The sequence below is a fragment of the Streptococcus sp. 2106 genome, assembly GCF_013277315.1.
GTDB lineage: Bacteria > Bacillota > Bacilli > Lactobacillales > Streptococcaceae > Streptococcus > Streptococcus pseudopneumoniae.
In genome coordinates, this window is sequence record NZ_VMMS01000007.1 from 1 (window position 1) to 18,203 (window position 18,203).

An 18,203-nucleotide genomic window follows, 5' to 3' on the forward strand; every position below is an offset into this window, starting at 1 on the left:
GGAGATAATAGAAACCATCACGTGTGGAAGTGCGACCAATCTCTTTTTGATAGGCTTCAAATAACTGATTGACAGTTACAAATTCCCCAGCTTGAGCAGTTTCTATATGACGTTTTAGAAATGCTTGTTCTTCTTCGTAAGTCCTATATTCTCTATGACGTCCACCACGAGTCTCTTGAAGAAGAGCATACAAACTCCTTATATTTTTCAAATTCCTCCAAACAGTTGTTTTATTGCAATCTAGCAGATCCATGATTTCCTTATAACTCTTTTGAATAAAATATAATCTATAGACGTTTGTGGTATTCGGCGTACGATGAATCTCTTAGGAGTTTTTCAATTTTTTGTGTTTCTTCGTTTGTGAGTTTCATAACTACTATTATAAGATGTTTTTTGACTTTAGTATAATATGAGAGAGTAGATTACTTTATGGTATAATATTCTACGGCACTGCTACACCGCCTGCGAAAGGAGGTGAGATAGCCCATGATGGAACTAATCCTTAAAACTATCATCGGACCGATTGTGGTCGGTGTCATCCTTCGCTTAGTCGATAAATGGCTAAACAAAGATAGATAGTGTCAAAAAAGACCCCAAGCTTAATGTGGAAGTTAGCTTGGGGTCTTTTCTAGTCCATGATATAGAACTAATCCTTAATTCCTCTCCATTATCTCACAGTTCACAAAATTTGTCAAAACTTTACATCCTCAGCTTCTCAAGCTTTAACCACTTTACAACAAGACTTTCAAGTTTAAGAGAAAATTAGGGATTCTATCAATTTCATAGAAATTTTGATTTAGTAAACGAAGAGACAATCTTATATGTCACTCCTCATTTAATACGCCACTACTGGACAAGCAAAATCATTATTACAGTAGTTCTAGTCCTTCAATTAACAGTCACTTACATTCAAAGTGAGGTTGAAGTAGCTGAAGGTACAACAGACCTATTTCTTAATCATATTCGCTAAAAAAGCCCCCGCCAATTCCCCGACCAAAATCCGAAAAATATCGAAAAATGATTTTTAGAATAGTCCCCAAAAGCCTGAAATAGAGCCAAAAAACTCCACCTGATCGGGTGGAGTTAAGGGAGATTATTATGAAAAAGAAAAGTTTAGGATTTTATTAAATAAAGTTAGGAGGTCTTTATTTAATAACTATATGATACAAGACGAAGCTTAAAACTAGCTTAACTTTTCTCAGATTCTACCATTTTGCAGAAAATCACTATCACTATCACCTCACAAAAAGCCACCTGATTAGGTGACTTCATTAGGAGATTATGATGAAAAAAAGTTTTAGGATTTCATTAAATAAAGTTAGGAGGTCTTTATTTAATGACTATATAATACTAGACCATCCTTAAACTTTGCTTAAGAAAAAACAAGTTTTGTTATTTTTCTCGATTCGCCCAAGTCATCCCTATACAATTATAGGTGGATAAGATTTCAAAGCCCATAGAACGATAAAATCCCACGTTTTTTTCTGTCTCTTCTGTCACCAGCTGGACTTGATAAGCATCTTTGTAATCTTTTAAGGCCTCTTTCATTAGGGCACTACCAATCCCTTGACGCTGATAGATTGGTAAAACAATCAAATCCTGTACAAAAACTGATGAGAATCCATCTCCAACCAAACGAATCAAGCCCACCACAGCATCACCATCAAGTGCCAGATAAATTACTAATGAATGCGATAAGGCCTGCTCCAGCATCTCTGGTTGATGGGTATAATTTGTCCAACCGACAGCCTGATAGAGATGCAAAACATCCTCTAGCTTGACAATTTCTTGCTTTTTAATAGTAATCATCTCAACACCTCTTAAAGTTCTCTCAAGCTCTTGTACTGCTGTCCATTTTTATCAAAATTTTCAGGACGCAGCCATGTTTCCAAACGATCTTTGACTTGAGGCCAGTCCTTATCAATCATAGACAACCAATCCGTATCCCTCGTCCGTCCCTTATAAACCACCGCCTGGCGGAAGGTTCCTTCATAGACAAATCCCAAACGCTCCGCAACTCGTCTGGATGGCAGGTTAAGAGCATCGCATTTCCACTCATAGCGACGATAGTTTAGCTCCTCAAAAATATAGCGAGCTAGGAGATACTGAGCCTCAGTTCCTATCCGTGTACCCCTTAGCTCTGGAGAAAAAGTGACTGCTCCGACTTCTATTACTCGGTTATTCTGGTCAATGCGCATGAGAGAAAAAGTTCCCAAAGCCTTACCAGTCGCCTTGTCTATGATTGCATAGTAAAAACGGTCCTTACGAGCCAACATCTGATTTAAAAGGCTAACCAGCTCCCCCATATCTGCTACTGGCTCCTGAAAAAGATAGGTCCACATCTCCCGAGGAGTATCCGGGCCATAAACAGCTAGCAAATCCTCCGCATGTTTTTCTACCGAGAGAGCCTCTATCCTAGCATAACGCCCTTCTAAGAAATCAATAGAAGGCAGTGCACCGGGTGTATAACCTTCCATTGACTCACCAATCATCTGACCATATTCATTTACTGGCATAGCTTTCTCCTTGTTTCACTTTTCAAACTTTTTACTCAACTCTATTTGAATTGTCCTATCTGCTAATTTCAAGTTTTTTATCAATTTCATTTAACAATTTTTCTGCATCTTCTTTATTTAAAACATTTTCTCGTGCTACATAGTTTCTACAAATATTCAGGGCCGCAATTTGGTCTGCTTTATCCAAAGATTCAAACATAATTCTCACTGAGTTACTAGCAATAACTCCTCGTTTATCATCCGAATTTTGAAGAAAGTTAAGTAGAACACTTAAATTGTTCTGACGACACGATTCGTACAAATCAATATATTCACCGTATTTTTTCGATTCAGAATCAGTAAGTTTATCTACAACTTTTACCTGCGAATAAAAATAGATTATTTCCCTATTTTGAATAATATAATTTATTTTTCTGATATATTTTAATCCCTCTATTAAGAGCCAAATAAAATAGATTATCAGAATACCAAACAGTGGTAGCCACATGATACCAACACTGGATTGAATACGAGGATAAGTTTCATTAAAAGAAACTATTAAATTTTTGGCTCCAAAATAATGAATAATGGATAACAAATTTGTCACTATTAATAGAGTTGCAAAAGATTTTGTAAATAAAAATTGATACACTTCAGACTGTGTCCTTATAATTTCATTTGGAGATATTCCAAAAATATTGCTTGATTTATCATTTGAAAAACTAAAGAAAGTAATAAAAACTGCAAAGAGAGTGTCTAAAGTGAGTGTCAAATTTAAACTTTCCTTGTCCCAAAGACAATTTTTAAAATAATATGCACCCACTATTGACATTACTAATACTATAACTGACACTACAATAATAGAAATCTTAAATAATAAAATTTCACACTTCCTGCTATCGTTCACTAATCTATTCATTCTGACCTATTCTAAAGTTCATACTCTAGAGTTACTTCTTTTTATTTCACAACAATGTTAACCAATTTATTCGGTACACTAATCACTTTCACGATGTCCTTACCGTCAATTTCTGCTTTGACTTTTTCATCAGCGAGAGCAATTTCTTGCAATTCTTCGCGTGATAGGTCTTTAGCGACCATGAGTTTGGCACGTACTTTACCTTTGATTTGGACAACGATTTCGATTTCGTCTTCAACTAATTTGCTTTCATCCCAAGTTGGCCAAGCTACATAAGAGATAGATTCACCTGTTACTGCAACAGTTTGCCAGAGTTCTTCTGCCAAGTGAGGCGCAAATGGGGCAATCAATTGGATAAAGCCTTTAGCGTAGTCCACATAGAGCTTGTCTTCCTTGTTAGCAGCGTTGACAAAGACCATGAGTTGGGCAATAGCTGTGTTGAATTTGAGGGACTCGATCTGCTCTGTTACAGATTTGACTGTTTCGTTGTAGACCTTGTCAAGAGCGCCATTGTTTTCCGCAAGGATTTCTTTACTTGTAATCAAGCGGTAAACACGGTCAAGGAACTTACGGCTTCCTTCCAGACCTTCTTCTGACCAAGCAATCGAAGCATCAAGTGGTCCCATGAACATTTCATAGACACGAAGGGTATCGGCACCGTATTGTTCCACTACGTCGTCTGGGTTGACAACGTTCTTAAGCGATTTAGACATCTTAGCTGGTGCTTGCTCCAACTCTTCCCCTGTTTCCACATGGAAGAAAGAACCATCACGTTTTTCAACCTTATCGGTTGCCACAAGAGCGCCACGGTGGTCACGGTAGCTTGTTCCCAAAATCATTCCTTGGTTAAAGAGTTTTTGGAATGGTTCCTTAGTTGGAACAACACCGAGGTCATAGAGGAATTTATGCCAGAAACGAGCGTAAAGCAAGTGAAGAACAGCATGCTCTGCACCACCCACGTAGATATCTACTGGCAACCATTGTTTGAGAAGATCCTCATCGGCCAATTTCTCAGTATTGTGTGGGTCAATATAGCGGAGGTAGTACCAGCTTGAACCTGCCCATTGTGGCATGGTGTTAGTTTCACGACGACCTTTGACACCATCTTCACGAGTCACTTCAAGCCAGTCTGTCAAGTTAGCTAGTGGACTTTCACCAGTACCTGAAGGGCGGATATCCTTGGTTACAGGCAAGACAAGTGGCAATTCACTTTCAGGGACAGCTGTTGAAGTTCCGTCTTCCCAATGAATGATTGGAATCGGCTCACCCCAGTAACGTTGACGGCTAAAGAGCCAGTCGCGGAGACGGTAGGTAACCTTCTCCTGACCACAGCCTTTTTCTTCCAACCAAGCCACAATCTTGGTAATAGCGTCTTCTTTGTTGAATCCATCTAGGAAGTCTGAATTGACATGAAGTCCATCTTCTGTGTAGGCAGCTTCTGCTACGTTTCCACCTTCAAGGACTTCTACGATTGGAAGGCTAAATTGTTTGGCAAATTCCCAGTCACGTTGGTCGTGGGCAGGAACAGCCATTACCGCACCTGTACCATAGCTAGCAAGAACATAGTCCGCAATCCAGATTGGGATTTCTTTACCATTGACAGGGTTGATGGCATAAGCACCTGTCCAGACACCAGTTTTTTCTTTGGCAAGGTCTGTACGAGCCAAGTCAGATTTGAGGCTAGCTTGATGTTTGTAGTCTGCTACTGCCTCTGCTTGCTCTGTGCTTGTGATGGCATCTACTAATTCATGTTCAGGAGCCAAAACAGTGAAAGTCGCACCGAAAAGAGTATCAGGACGAGTAGTAAAGACAGTGAATTCCTTATCAGTTCCCTTAACCTTGAAGGTTACATTGGCACCAGTTGACTTCCCAATCCAGTTGCGTTGCATGTCCTTGATAGACTCTGGCCAATCAAGTTCATCTAAGTCATTAAGCAAGCGCTCCGCATAGGCCGTGATTTTGAGCATCCATTGGCGCATTGGTTTGCGGACAACTGGATAGCCTCCACGCTCAGAAGTTCCATCAGGAAGGACCTCTTCGTTGGCGATGGCTGTTCCCAACTCTTCAACCCAGTTTACTGGCACTTCAGCTTCATAGGCCAAGCCTTTTTCGTAAAGCTTAGTGAAAATCCATTGCGTCCACTTGTAGTAGTTTGGATCTGTTGTATTGACTTCACGATCCCAGTCGTAAGAAAATCCAAGCGCATTGATTTGACGTTTAAAGTTGGCAATGTTTTCCGCTGTAAATTCTGCTGGGTCATTACCTGTATCCATAGCATACTGTTCAGCTGGCAAACCAAAAGCATCCCAGCCCATTGGGTGAAGAACATTGTAGCCTTGCGCACGTTTGTAGCGGCTGAGAATATCTGTTGCAGTGTAACCTTCTGGGTGCCCTACATGTAGACCCGCTCCAGACGGATAAGGAAACATATCAAGAGCATAAAACTTAGGTTTTGATGCATCTGTTCCTGTCTTAAATGTATGATGTTCTGCCCAGTAGCCCTGCCACTTAGGCTCAATTTCTTTATGATTGTAAAAACTCATGGTCTCTCTCCAATTTTGTGATGTTACTATTATACCATTTTTGATGGAATTTGGTCTCGTTCTATTCTATACTTTTCTATTTTACCTTGCTCTAAAATTTTTAAACTGCTATACTTATAACAGAAAACCCTTCCAAGGAGGTAGCGGATGTCTCATTCCTTTAAAAAATCTCTCCAAAAAGAAATTCTGCATAGAAGCTCTATCGCAGCCTTTGTGACCTCTCTTTTACTACTCATTTTACTTTTTGGTTTTTCCTATGTTTTACAAAAACAACAACTCTCCAAAGATACGAGACAGATTGTCAAACAGGTTCGAGAAATGAAAGAAGCAAATAATGAGCTCCTGACTACCATGAACCATAAAATGATTCTTGGATTTTTGGACGGCAAACACACAGAGAGAGAAGTCTTTAGCTTATTTTACGAGACAAAAGCTAAATTAAAACTTAGTTCTGACCTCATTATCCTAAGCGATACAGGTGAATTACTATTCAGTACCAATCGCAATCATCAAGAAAGTATTTTATCACCCTACTATCTAAAACTGCTCATTCAAAATCCTTCTCAAGATAAAGTTACAGAAAAAATTGCACTTTCTTCAGACAAGCAACACTACACACTCTTTATCAAACCACTACTTCAAAACCAACAAGTTAAGGCCTATACTATTGCTTTCGTAAATGAGAATGATTTCATCTCAAGTTTCCCAATGATAAATTCTAAATACATCATTACCGATAGCTTTGGAAATATGTTTTCCAACAATACAAATCAGTTTACTCGTTCCACTCTTGAAAAATTGGATGAAAAACTCCTACACTCTCGCACCCACTGGTATGCGAATGAACCGCTTATTGTTCAAAAAGAAAAAGTCGGTGCTATTTTTTCAATCTATACTTTTCAATCCTTCTTTCCCATTCCTAGCTTACTCGGCCTAGCCTCCGTCCTCACCTTATGTATATTCTTCCTCTACTTCTGGCAAGCAAGACGAATTGCTCATAAGATTGCTACACACAACGCTGTTCCTATTGAAAGTTTGGTTTACCAACTTCAAGAAATTCCTAAACAAGCAGAAAAAAGGCTTTCTCTACAAACAGGTGATGAGTTTGAATTTATGGCCGAAAAAATTAACAATATGTTGTACGAATTAGATCAACTTCATCAAAAAATGCTAACTATAGAAAAAGAAAAGTGGATTTTTGAAAGAAAAATGCTGGAAGCTCAGTTCAATCCTCATTTTCTCTACAATACACTTGAGACGATTAAAATCACTTCTTTAATGGATGCCGCCCTCACACAAGACTTAATTCAAAATCTCACGCGCATTCTTCGCTACAGTATCACCGATTTAGAAAAAGAAACAACCATTTGTCAGGATTTAAAGATTATAGAGGATTACCTGATGATTCATAAGATTCGTTTCGAGCACTTTTCCTATGATATTGTCTGCCCAGAAACTGTCGATAATCAGCCTATACCTAAACTTTTCTTGCTTCCTCTAGTAGAAAATGCTATAAAATATGGGATGCAATACCGTATTGATCTTCATATAGATATCCAAATTACCTTAAAAGCAGATTCTCTAACTTTTTTAGTCAAGGATAATGCCGGAGGGCTCACAAAACAAGAGCGACTCGCTATTTTAGACTCTTTAAAAAGTCCTCATACCCAGCATGGCATCGTGAACAGCTACAAACGATTGAGCAATTTCTTTTCTGATGTCCAGCTAGATCTAGGAGTCAATCGCCAAGGAGAAACTTGGGTCAAATTTATAACGAAAGGACTAACTCATGTTTAAGCTCATTATCGTAGAAGACGAACACCTCATTCGAAAATGGCTAGAGATTGCCGTAGACTACTCTGCCTTGGGTATCCAAGTCGTAGGAACTGCCAGTCACGGTCAAGAGGGAACGAAACTCATCCAAGAAAAAGAACCTCATATTGTCTTAACAGACATCACAATGCCAATTATGGATGCTTTTATGATGTTTGAAGCCACTCGTACCCTCTCCTATGAAAAAGTTATCTTATCAGGTTATAACGATTTTCAAAACGCCAAAAAAGCCATGCAATATGGAGCAGTTGATTTCTTATCCAAGCCAATTGATACCAAGGAATTGACAGAATGTCTTCAAAACATTGTTTTGCGATTACAAGGTAGCACCTATCAAGAAACTCCTTTTTTAGAAGAATATCAAACTTTACTCACCTCTATCCAACAGGTTGATACACAAAACCAAATCATTCAACAAATTATTTCCTTTGTCCACAAGCATTATGCAGAGCATTTTACGATTGCGACTATTGCTGAAGCTTTAAACTATAGCGAAAGCTATCTATATAAGGTTATCAAAGAAGACTTCCCCATGACTCTAAATGAATATATCTTACAATATCGTCTGAAACAAGCTATAGATAAGATGGCTGAATCTCCCAACTCCCCTCTAAGCGACATTTCTGACCAAGTTGGATTTTCAGACTATAAATATTTTGCCAAAGTATTTAAAAAGTATCTCCATATTTCCCCAAAGGAATTGAAATCACTCGGAAGAATAGTAAAATAAGCTATTCTTCTTTTTGTAGAGAATTTTACTCTAATAGAATAGAATTATCGGTTTTAAAAACGCTTACATTGTTTTAAAATAAACTTAAATAACACAACGGAGGTATCCATCATGAAAAAGAAATGGATGTATTATGCTGCTTGCGGACTAGCTCTTTTTGGTCTTGCTGCTTGTTCTTCTAATGAATCTGCCGATGGCGGTTCATCTGATAAAGGAGACGGCGGTTCGCTAGTCGTTTATTCACCAAACTCCGAGGGCTTAATCGGAGCAACTATTCCTGCCTTTGAAGAAAAATATGGTATCAAAGTAGAACTAATTCAAGCTGGTACTGGAGAACTTTTCAAAAAACTAGAGTCAGAAAAAGAAGCTCCTGTAGCTGATGTCATCTTTGGTGGTTCTTATACACAATATGCTACCCACGGAGAACTCTTTGAAAACTATACTTCAAAAGAAAATGATAATGTCATCAAAGAATATCAAAACACAACTGGCTACTCTACACCTTATACACTAGATGGTAGTGTTTTAATCGTCAATCCTGATTTAACAAAAGGCATGAACATCGAAGGATATAGCGACCTTCTCAAACCTGAACTAAAAGGAAAAATTGCAACTGCTGACCCAGCAAACTCTTCTAGCGCCTTTGCTCAATTAACAAATATGCTACAAGCTCAAGGTGGTTACAAAGACGATAAAGCCTGGTCTTATGTAAAAGATCTCTTCACACTTATTGATGGGAAAATCGGTTCAAGCTCATCTGGTGTCTATAAAGCAGTCGCTGACGGAGAAATGGCTGTTGGTCTCTCTTATGAAGATCCAGCAGTTAAACTCTTAAATGACGGAGCTAATATCAAGGTAGTCTATCCAAAAGAAGGAACCGTCTTCCTACCTGCTAGTGCTGCTATCGTTAAAAAAGCAAAAAATATGGAAAATGCCAAGAAATTTATCGATTTTATTATCTCTCAAGAAGTACAAGATACACTTGGTACAACCACTACTAACCGTCCTGTTCGTAAAAATGCTAAAACAAGCGAAAATATGAAACCAATTGACAAAATCAAAACACTCACTGAAGATTATGATTATGTCATCAAGAATAAATCAGATATTGTTAAGAAATACAACGAAGTCTTTACAGATATCCAATCTAAACAGTAAAAGAGGTTCACTATGAGTGAGATCAAAATTATTAACGCCAAAAAAATCTACCACGATGTCCCTGTTATTGAGAATTTGAACATTACAATTCCAAAAGGAAGTCTCTTTACCCTTCTTGGGCCTTCAGGGTGTGGGAAAACGACCCTTCTTCGTATGATTGCAGGTTTCAACAGTATCGAAGGCGGAGAATTTTACTTCGATGATACAAAAATCAATAATATGGAACCCAGCAAACGCAATATCGGCATGGTTTTCCAAAACTACGCTATTTTCCCACATTTGACTGTCCGAGATAATGTCGCTTTTGGTCTCAAGCAAAAGAAGGTTCCAAAAGAAGAATTGATTCAACAGACCAACAAGTATCTTGAACTCATGCAAATTGCTCAATATGCGGATCGGAAGCCCGATAAACTCAGTGGTGGACAACAACAACGTGTCGCCTTGGCACGTGCCTTAGCGGTTAATCCAAGTGTTCTCCTCATGGACGAGCCACTTAGTAATCTGGATGCCAAACTTCGCTTGGATATGCGTCAAGCCATTCGAGAAATCCAACACGAAGTGGGAATTACAACTGTTTATGTGACCCACGACCAAGAAGAAGCTATGGCTATTTCAGACCAAATTGCTGTTATGAAAGACGGAGTCATCCAACAAATCGGTCGGCCAAAAGAACTCTATCATAAACCAGCTAATGAGTTTGTAGCAACCTTTATCGGACGTACAAATATTATCCCTGCCACTCTTGAAAAACGGAGTGACGGCGCTTATATCGTTTTTTCAGATGGCTATGCTCTTCGAATGCCAGCCCTTGATCAGGCTGAGGCACAAGCTATTCATGTAAGCATCCGTCCTGAAGAGTTTATCAAAGATGAATCTGGAGATATTGAAGGAACTATTAGCGATAGCGTCTATCTTGGACTAAATACGGAGTATTTCATTGAGACAGGTTTTGCCTCAAAAATTCAAGTTAGCGAAGAATCAACTTTTGAAGAAGATCTACAAAAAGGCGATCGTATTCGTCTACGAATCAATACTCAAAAATTAAACGTCTTTTCTGCAGATGGTTCCCAAAACCTGATAAAAGGAGTCAACCATGGAACGTAAAAAACTAAATATTTGGACAGCCTCCTCTTTCTTCATCTTTCTTACCTATCTTGTCTTTCTGGTTTATCCTATCGTTACCGTGCTCAAGCAAGCACTCATACATGAGGGACAATTTTCACTAGCTAATTTTGTCACTTTCTTTAGTAAAGCCTACTACTCTGAGACACTTGTCAACAGTTTCAAGGTTTCCATTACCGCTACTGTCACTTCCTTAGTCGTAGGAACCTTATTAGCTTATCTCTTTTCCATGTATGATTTCAAGGGAAAGAAATTTCTACAAATATTGATTATCATTGCTTCCATGTCAGCTCCTTTCGTGGGAGCCTACTCCTGGATTCTCTTGCTGGGACGAAATGGGGTCATTACTAAATTCCTGACAAATACCCTTCATCTTCCAGCTATTGATATTTATGGATTCAAAGGAATTGTACTTGTCTTTACACTGCAACTATTCCCACTGGTATTTCTATACGTTGCTGGAACAATGAAGAGTATTGACAATTCTCTACTTGAAGCAGCTGAAAGTATGGGGTCCTTCGGATTTAAGCGTATCGTAACGGTTGTTTTACCTCTCCTAGTTCCAACCTTACTAGCTGCTGCCTTGCTTGTATTTATGAGAGCATTCTCAGACTTTGGAACACCTATGTTAATTGGTGAAGGATATCGGACTTTCCCAGTCTTGATTTATACCCAATTTATTAGCGAGGTTGGAGGAAATTCTGCTTTTGCATCTGCTTTAGCAATTATGGCGATTATCATTGCCTTGGCAATTTTCCTTATCCAAAAACACATTGCAAACCGCTACAGTTTTAGCATGAATTCGCTCCATCCAATTGAGCCTAAAAAAACTACAAAAGGAAAAATGGCTGCCATTTATGCAACAGTCTACGGAATTATCTTTATATCTGTTTTACCTCAAATCTACTTGATTTATACCTCTTTCCTAAAAACATCAGGTATGGTATTTGTCAAAGGCTATTCTCTAAACAGTTACAAGGTAGCTTTCAATCGTATGGGATCTGCTATTTTCAATACCATTCGTATCCCTTTGATTGCCTTAGTACTAGTTGTTCTATTTGCAACATTTATCTCCTACCTAGCCGTTAGAAAACGGAATTTGTTTACAAACTTAATTGACAGCCTCAGTATGGTTCCTTATATTGTACCAGGAACCGTTCTAGGGATTGCCTTCATTTCTTCCTTCAATACTGGCCTATTTGGAAGTGGATTTCTTATGATTACAGGAACTGCTTTCATCTTGATTATGTCTCTATCTGTCAGAAGATTACCGTATACTATTCGCTCATCTGTTGCTAGCTTGCAACAAATAGCACCAAGTATTGAAGAAGCCGCTGAGAGCTTAGGAAGTAGTCGTCTCAATACCTTTGCCAAGATTACAACTCCAATGATGCTATCTGGTATTATTTCTGGAGCCATCTTATCTTGGGTCACAATGATTTCAGAACTCTCTACTTCTATCCTCCTCTACAATGTCAAAACAAGAACAATGACTGTAGCCATTTATACAGAGGTTCTCAGAGGGAATTACGGTGTAGCCGCAGCCTTGTCAACTATCTTGACTATTCTAACAGTAGCTTCCTTGCTCTTGTTTATGAAAATCTCTAAAAGCAATAGCATTACACTTTAGTTTCCCCATCAAAAACAGCCGAAAGGATTACCTTCAGCTGTTTTTTCTTATCTTGATATTCCTATCAAATCCCTAGTTCAGAGCAAGCAAGTCTAGACTGATTAAATAGAGACTTCCTCCATCTTCTCCCGTCCTAGTTCTCGGTAACTACGATCGCCGATAACCTCAACGCTAAACTGGCCGTTCTCATATTCAAGGATCGTCACGCTACCATTATCTAGACCATGCGGATGCATACCATTAATCAGATAAACAATGGTTCCGATGGTCATTCCGTGGCTGACGACAAGGGCATTGCCCCCGCCTTGTTCTTCCATTTCTTTGGCAATCGCTTCAAAACCTTCCTTAATTCGGCCACTGAGTTTTTCCCAGCCCTCAGCCCAACCAGCTGTATCAACCTCTACCAAGCCCTCAGCCAGTTCAGCATAAGACAATTGATGAACATGATCCACATTAAAGATACGAGGAATAATGCCCATGAAAAGATCGCCATCATAGGCTCCATCAAAACTACCGAAACACCATTCTCTGATACGCTTGTCCATGCGATAAGGGATTTTTCCCTGCAAGCCAAGTTCATCAAGGATAATTCCCATGGTCTGAATGGTGCGCCCAGAATCACTCGAATAAGCACGCTCAAACTGTAGACCAGATTCTCGCAAACCGATTCCTAATTCTTGAATCCCTCGCTCACCTTCAGCTGTTAAGGGAGTATCGCTCCAACCTTGCGCTCGACCAATCGTGTTAAACATGGTCTTGCCATGACGTACCAAATACAATCGTACTTTTACCATTTTCCGTCCTCCGTTTGCTTCTATTATATCATGGATGATAAAACAAAAGCCACCCATACAGGCGACTTTTGCAGGAGATTATTATGAAAAAGTTTAGGAGTTCTATTAAATAAAGATATTAGATGAAAATCAAATTCAAACTAAATCAGAGTTATCTGTTTCAAATAATATTAGGAGGTCTTTATTTAATGATTATAGTATACACAGCTAACCTTAAATAGAACTTAAAAAATTATACCCACTCACCTTTTTCGTTTACTTTATAGCCGTTAATGGTCATATTTTTTGCCAATTTCCCATCAGCTAACAAGTAATACCACTTATCCCCATCCTTAATCCATTGGTTACGAGCGTACTTACCGTCTTGGTTCAGATAATACCAACTATCATACTGAGAATCAAATACCCACTCACTCTTAGCCATGTAACCGCCACGTTTTAGGTAGTATTCGCTCTGCCAAGCTTTCTCCACATAACTACCAGTTGAATCTACATAAAACCAGCTCTTATAATCTTCATCATAAATCCATTCACTAGCAGCCATTGAAGCATCTGCTTTTAGATAATAACGGCCTACCCAACTGCTTCTTACAAGATTACCAGAAAGGTCATTGTAGTACCATTTACCAGACTCTTTAAACCACTTACTTGCTTGATGATCTTTCTTAGTCTCTTCATTAGATGTAACCGTAGATTGAGATGAAGTTGAAACTGAGGATGAAGTCCCAATAGAAACTGCTTGAATAGCTTCTTCTTTTGTCACCTTAGGTTTAGCTTTTCCTTGGTAAACATCTTCAATACGCTTAGTAAATACAGATAACTCTTCAGGGGATAGCATATGTCTTATTTCAGGTTCTTCCTTATATATTAGACCTGCTTCTTTATTAATTTTGTATTCCGCTTCTTTAACTATCTGAGCTATTTCTTTGAATAATTTAAGCTTGTCTGCACCTGAAAGACCAGCATCACTTCTTATATCTTCTCTTTGAATAAAAGCTACATCATTCAACTTTTCAATGTTTTTTTGCGTAGGAATTAAACTAGGACTCGATTTATCAACATTTTTATAAAAAGTTGATAAATTTTGAACATAATCTTTTAATGTTAAATTAGTATTATTTTCTGGATCGTAATCACCAAAATAATTACGGTCCCGAGGTATCGACCAGACTGTTAATGGTCCGTAAAACATTTTTAAATCGCTAATTATTTTTTCCTTTTCTTCAGATGAGTATAAGTTACTATCTTTTTCTACTTGCTGAAGTAGTAAGTCATATTTTTTTATTCTAGCCATATCAAAAACATATCCTAAAAAGTTAGGCTTCTCACTATCCATAATCATAATGACTTTTTCTAAATCTTGCAAATATAGATAGTTCAAATAATAATCTTTTTTTGAAATATTACTCATATTTTTCTCTGTTATCTCATTCATTTTTTCAACTATAGCATTTTTTAGTTTTAAAATATCACTATCTTGAAAACGAAGTATAGTCCAATCTATATTATCAATTTCTTTTAATAACTTACTCTTAATTTCTTCTGAATGGTCTCTAGCAGCTTTTTCAACATCCAAATTTGTCTTATAAAAACTTTCATTTCTGGAATTCGTATCATTTTCCTGCGCAAAAACTACTTGACTGGTAAAAGTTGGGACTAGTAAAGTCGACAGTCCTAAAGCTACTAAAGCATGTTTCATTTCTTTTTTCATCATTTTCTCCTATTTTCTTAATTTTTAAAGCTATGAATTGGTGCTGGGATTTGTCCCCCACGAGAAATGAAATCAACAGACGAAGCTCCATTTACCTTCATAACAGGTGCAGTTCCTAATAGGCCACCAAACTCAATCATATCGCCTTCTTTTCCTTTGGGAATGATACGAACAGCTGTTGTTTTCATGTTAATGACACCAATTGCAGCTTCATCTGCAATCATAGCCGCAATGGTTTCAGCAGGTGTATCCTCCGGAATGGCAATCATATCCAAACCAACGGAACAGATAGCCGTCATAGCTTCTAGTTTTTCCAGATTAAGAGAGCCATTTTGCACTGCAGCAATCATTCCTTCATCCTCTGAAACAGGGATAAAGGCACCAGACAAACCACCGACTTGGTTGCAGGCCATCACTCCGCCCTTCTTAACTTGGTCATTCAAAAGAGCCAAGGCAGCCGTTGTTCCATGCGTACCAACTGTTTCTAGCCCCATTTCCTCAAGGACACGTGCTACAGAATCTCCAACCGCAGGAGTTGGCGCCAAACTCAAGTCCACAATACCAAATTCCACACCCAGTCTCTCACTGGCCATTTGGCCAACCAATTGACCGATACGAGTGATTTTAAAGGCAGTTTTCTTAACTGTTTCGGCTACTACATCAAAGCTCTGTCCACGAACTTTTTCCAAGGCACGTTTCACCACACCAGGACCGGAAACTCCAACATTGATGATAACATCTGCTTCCCCAACACCATGGAAGGCACCCGCCATAAATGGATTGTCCTCAACCGCATTAGCAAATACAACCAGCTTAGCTACCCCCATATCTGAAAGATTTGCCGTTTCCTTGATAACTCGTCCCATATCTGCGACAGCCGTCATATTGATACCAGACTTGGTTGAGCCGATATTGACTGACGAGCAGACCTTGTCCGTTTCAGCCAAAGCACGAGGAATAGAATTGATGAGAATCTCATCTCCCTTTTGATAACCTTTTTGTACCAAGGCAGAGAAACCACCAATAAAATCCACACCGATTTCTTTCGCAGCCTTATCAAGCGCTTTTGCCAAAACTACATAGTCTGCGGCATCTGTCGCTGCCCCAATCAGAGAAATGGGAGTCACCGATACACGCTTATTAACGATAGGAATTCCCAACTCAGCTGCAATTTCATCCCCCACAGCCACTAAATTAGCCGCCTTGGTCGTAATCTTTTGATAAATTTTCTCCGCAGCACGATTGATATCTGGATCGATACAGTCCAAAAGGGAAATCCCCATGGTAATGGTTCTGATATCGAAGTTCTGCTCCTCAATCATGGCGATGGTTTCAGTAACTTGTCTAATATCCATGTGCACCTCCTAGATATTATACATAGCTTCGAAAATCGCTGCACTCTGAATATTGATTTTCACATTCAAAGTTTGCCCAAAAGCTTCAAATTCATTACGAAGATAGGTAAAATCTTGCTTTTCATCGCTAGAGACGACAGCCATCATCGTAAAATATTCATCCAAAACAGTTTGAGAAATATCGTCTATGTTCAAACCCAATTCTGCAATTTTACTAGAAACACCTGCAACAATTCCAGATTTATCTTTACCAACAACAGTTATAATCGCTTTCATAAGCAAACTCCAATTCTTCTTTTAATAGGAAACCTGAACATTAAACAGGATTCTTTTCAATTAGTATAGCATAATTCTAACGAAAATACTCAAAAACGCCTGCTTACGAAGTTGTTCTTAAGAAAAAAACAATTTCGTAAACAAGCGTCTACTATCCCAACTTATGATGAGTGTTCCCGCTAGGACCGAAATCCTAGCGGTAGACCAGAGCTAGACTAAGAGCACAAGACTCCATCATCATAACACTCAACAAAATTGATGATTTTATACTAATTCGATGATCGCCATTGGTGCTGCATCACCACGACGTGGTTCAGTTTTAAGGATACGAGTGTATCCACCGTTACGTTCAGCATAACGAGGTGCGATTTCTGAGAACAATTTTTGAAGTGCTGTAGTAGAAGTGTACTTGTCAGTTGCTTCATCATAGTTTTCAGATGCGATTTCATTACGTACGAAAGCAGCTGCTTGACGACGTGCATGCAAATCACCACGTTTACCTAGAGTAATCATTTTTTCAACAGTTTTACGGATTTCTTTAGCACGAGCTTCAGTTGTCACGATTGATTCGTTGATCAAAAGGTCAGTTGTCAAATCGCGAAGCATTGCTTTACGTTGTGAGCTAGTGCGTCCTAGTTTACGGTAAGCCATGTATTCCTCCTTTATTTATCTTTTAATCCAAGACCCAAATCAATGAGTTTGAGTTTCACTTCTTCCAAACTCTTGCGTCCAAGATTTCGTACTTTCATCATCTCTGCTTCAGATTTTTCTGTCAAATCATGCACAGTATTGATACCGGCACGTTTCAAACAGTTGTATGAACGCACAGACAAGTCCAGTTCCTCAATCGTACGATCCAAAATACGGTCGTCAGATTCAGTATCAGCTTCTTTCATCACTTCAGTTGACTTAGCAATCTCAGTAAGATTTGTAAACAAATCAAGATGTTCTGTCAAAATACGTGCTGAAAGCCCTAAAGCATCTTCTGGAATAATTGTTCCATTTGTCAAGATTTCAAGGGTTAGTTTGTCAAATCCATCATTGCTACCTACACGAGCAGGTTCCACTTGATAGTTGACTTTTGTAACTGGTGTATAAATAGAATCTACAGCAAGTGTTCCAACTGGTGCATTATCTTTTTTATTTTCATCAGCAGGTACATATCCACGACCACTGTTAACAGTCATAGTCGCTTTTAGGGAAGAACCTTCACCGATTGTAAAGAGATAATGATCTGGATTTACAATTTCAATATCGCTATCTGTCAAAATGTCACCAGCTGTTACTTCAGCAGGACCTTCAACATCTAGTTCGATGATTTTTTCGTCTTCAACGTACGATTTCACTGCAATTCCTTTAATGTTCAGAATGATTTGCATCACGTCTTCACGAACACCTGGAACTGTGTCAAACTCATGTAACACACCATCAATATTGATAGATGTCACAGCTGCTCCTGGTAGAGAAGCTAGAAGTACACGACGAAGAGAGTTACCAAGAGTTGTACCGTAGCCACGTTCAAGTGGTTCAATTACAAACTTGCCATAATCTTTATTTTCATCAATTTTTGTTATATTTGGTTTTTCAAACTCGATCATTTAGTTACTCCCTCTTAAACGAAAAGCAGTGTAATGCGA

General features: G+C 38.6%; 16 protein-coding genes and 1 pseudogene. 6 read left to right on the forward strand and 11 right to left on the reverse strand.

Features of this window, described 5'->3' with window-relative positions:
• Positions 1–253 (reverse strand): annotated as a pseudogene (locus HT723_RS00705) (IS630 family transposase); the annotation flags it as partial.
• 233 nt (positions 254–486) lie between these two features.
• On the opposite strand from HT723_RS00705, the gene HT723_RS00710 reads away from it, so the two are divergent.
• On the forward strand, positions 487–579 hold the full coding sequence (locus tag HT723_RS00710) for a type I toxin-antitoxin system Fst family toxin (protein WP_000970294.1): 93 nt from the start codon (positions 487–489) through the stop codon (positions 577–579).
• Positions 580–1,392: 813 nt separating this feature from the next.
• Here the strand turns inward: HT723_RS00710 and HT723_RS00715 are convergent.
• Genes HT723_RS00715 through leuS form a run of 4 tightly spaced genes read right to left on the reverse strand, consistent with a single transcriptional unit; the run spans position 1,393 to position 5,957 of the window.
• Positions 1,393–1,809 carry a GNAT family N-acetyltransferase gene (locus tag HT723_RS00715; RefSeq protein WP_000628388.1) on the reverse strand — a complete coding sequence of 139 codons (417 nt, stop codon included), beginning with the start codon at positions 1,807–1,809 and terminating at the stop codon, positions 1,393–1,395.
• Positions 1,810–1,820: 11 nt separating this feature from the next.
• Positions 1,821–2,516, reverse strand: a complete 696-nt coding sequence (locus tag HT723_RS00720; RefSeq protein ID WP_001144903.1) for a GNAT family protein — start codon at positions 2,514–2,516, stop codon at positions 1,821–1,823.
• A gap of 55 nt (positions 2,517–2,571) precedes the next feature.
• Positions 2,572–3,414 carry a hypothetical protein gene (locus HT723_RS00725; RefSeq protein ID WP_001081167.1) on the reverse strand — a complete coding sequence of 281 codons (843 nt, stop codon included), beginning with the start codon at positions 3,412–3,414 and terminating at the stop codon, positions 2,572–2,574.
• 41 nt (positions 3,415–3,455) lie between these two features.
• Positions 3,456–5,957, reverse strand: a complete 2,502-nt coding sequence (gene leuS / locus HT723_RS00730; protein WP_172934445.1) for a leucine--tRNA ligase — start codon at positions 5,955–5,957, stop codon at positions 3,456–3,458.
• A gap of 147 nt (positions 5,958–6,104) precedes the next feature.
• Here leuS and HT723_RS00735 point away from each other — a divergent pair, with 147 nt between their 5' ends.
• From HT723_RS00735 to HT723_RS00755, 5 genes are all read left to right on the forward strand, one after another.
• Positions 6,105–7,754 carry a histidine kinase gene (locus HT723_RS00735; RefSeq protein WP_172934446.1) on the forward strand — a complete coding sequence of 550 codons (1,650 nt, stop codon included), beginning with the start codon at positions 6,105–6,107 and terminating at the stop codon, positions 7,752–7,754.
• Positions 7,747–8,520, forward strand: coding sequence for a response regulator (locus tag HT723_RS00740; protein WP_000475414.1), 774 nt, complete (start codon positions 7,747–7,749; stop codon positions 8,518–8,520). Before HT723_RS00735 ends, HT723_RS00740 begins: the two co-directional genes overlap by 8 nt.
• Positions 8,521–8,631: 111 nt before the next feature.
• Positions 8,632–9,678: an ABC transporter substrate-binding protein gene (locus HT723_RS00745; RefSeq protein ID WP_000731166.1), complete on the forward strand. Its 1,047-nt coding sequence runs from the start codon at positions 8,632–8,634 to the stop codon at positions 9,676–9,678.
• 12 nt (positions 9,679–9,690) lie between these two features.
• On the forward strand, positions 9,691–10,782 hold the full coding sequence (locus HT723_RS00750; RefSeq protein ID WP_023939666.1) for an ABC transporter ATP-binding protein: 1,092 nt from the start codon (positions 9,691–9,693) through the stop codon (positions 10,780–10,782).
• The gene (locus HT723_RS00755; protein WP_023932506.1) at positions 10,772–12,430 is read left to right on the forward strand and encodes an iron ABC transporter permease; all 1,659 of its coding nucleotides are present in this window, start codon (positions 10,772–10,774) and stop codon (positions 12,428–12,430) included. Before HT723_RS00750 ends, HT723_RS00755 begins: the two co-directional genes overlap by 11 nt.
• Positions 12,431–12,531: 101 nt before the next feature.
• Here HT723_RS00755 and HT723_RS00760 read toward each other — a convergent pair whose 3' ends face one another.
• The 6 genes from HT723_RS00760 to HT723_RS00785 all read right to left on the reverse strand — a co-directional run bounded on the left by HT723_RS00760 (position 12,532) and on the right by HT723_RS00785 (position 18,164).
• Complete coding sequence (locus tag HT723_RS00760) at positions 12,532–13,224, reverse strand: histidine phosphatase family protein (protein WP_166736240.1); 693 nt, start codon at positions 13,222–13,224, stop codon at positions 12,532–12,534.
• 232 nt (positions 13,225–13,456) lie between these two features.
• A complete protein-coding gene (locus HT723_RS00765; protein ID WP_172934447.1) occupies positions 13,457–14,935 on the reverse strand; it encodes an N-acetylmuramoyl-L-alanine amidase family protein in 1,479 nt (492 codons plus the stop codon).
• Between the two features lie 17 nt (positions 14,936–14,952).
• Positions 14,953–16,290 carry a PFL family protein gene (locus tag HT723_RS00770; protein ID WP_054392575.1) on the reverse strand — a complete coding sequence of 446 codons (1,338 nt, stop codon included), beginning with the start codon at positions 16,288–16,290 and terminating at the stop codon, positions 14,953–14,955.
• 9 nt (positions 16,291–16,299) lie between these two features.
• Entirely contained in the window at positions 16,300–16,566 is a 267-nt protein-coding gene (locus tag HT723_RS00775) for an ACT domain-containing protein (protein WP_031233450.1), read from the reverse strand.
• A 264-nt stretch (positions 16,567–16,830) separates the two neighbouring features.
• Positions 16,831–17,217, reverse strand: a complete 387-nt coding sequence (gene rplQ / locus HT723_RS00780; protein ID WP_000331493.1) for a 50S ribosomal protein L17 — start codon at positions 17,215–17,217, stop codon at positions 16,831–16,833.
• A gap of 11 nt (positions 17,218–17,228) precedes the next feature.
• Entirely contained in the window at positions 17,229–18,164 is a 936-nt protein-coding gene (locus tag HT723_RS00785) for a DNA-directed RNA polymerase subunit alpha (RefSeq protein ID WP_000568988.1), read from the reverse strand.
• Between the last annotated feature and the right edge of the window lie 39 nt (positions 18,165–18,203).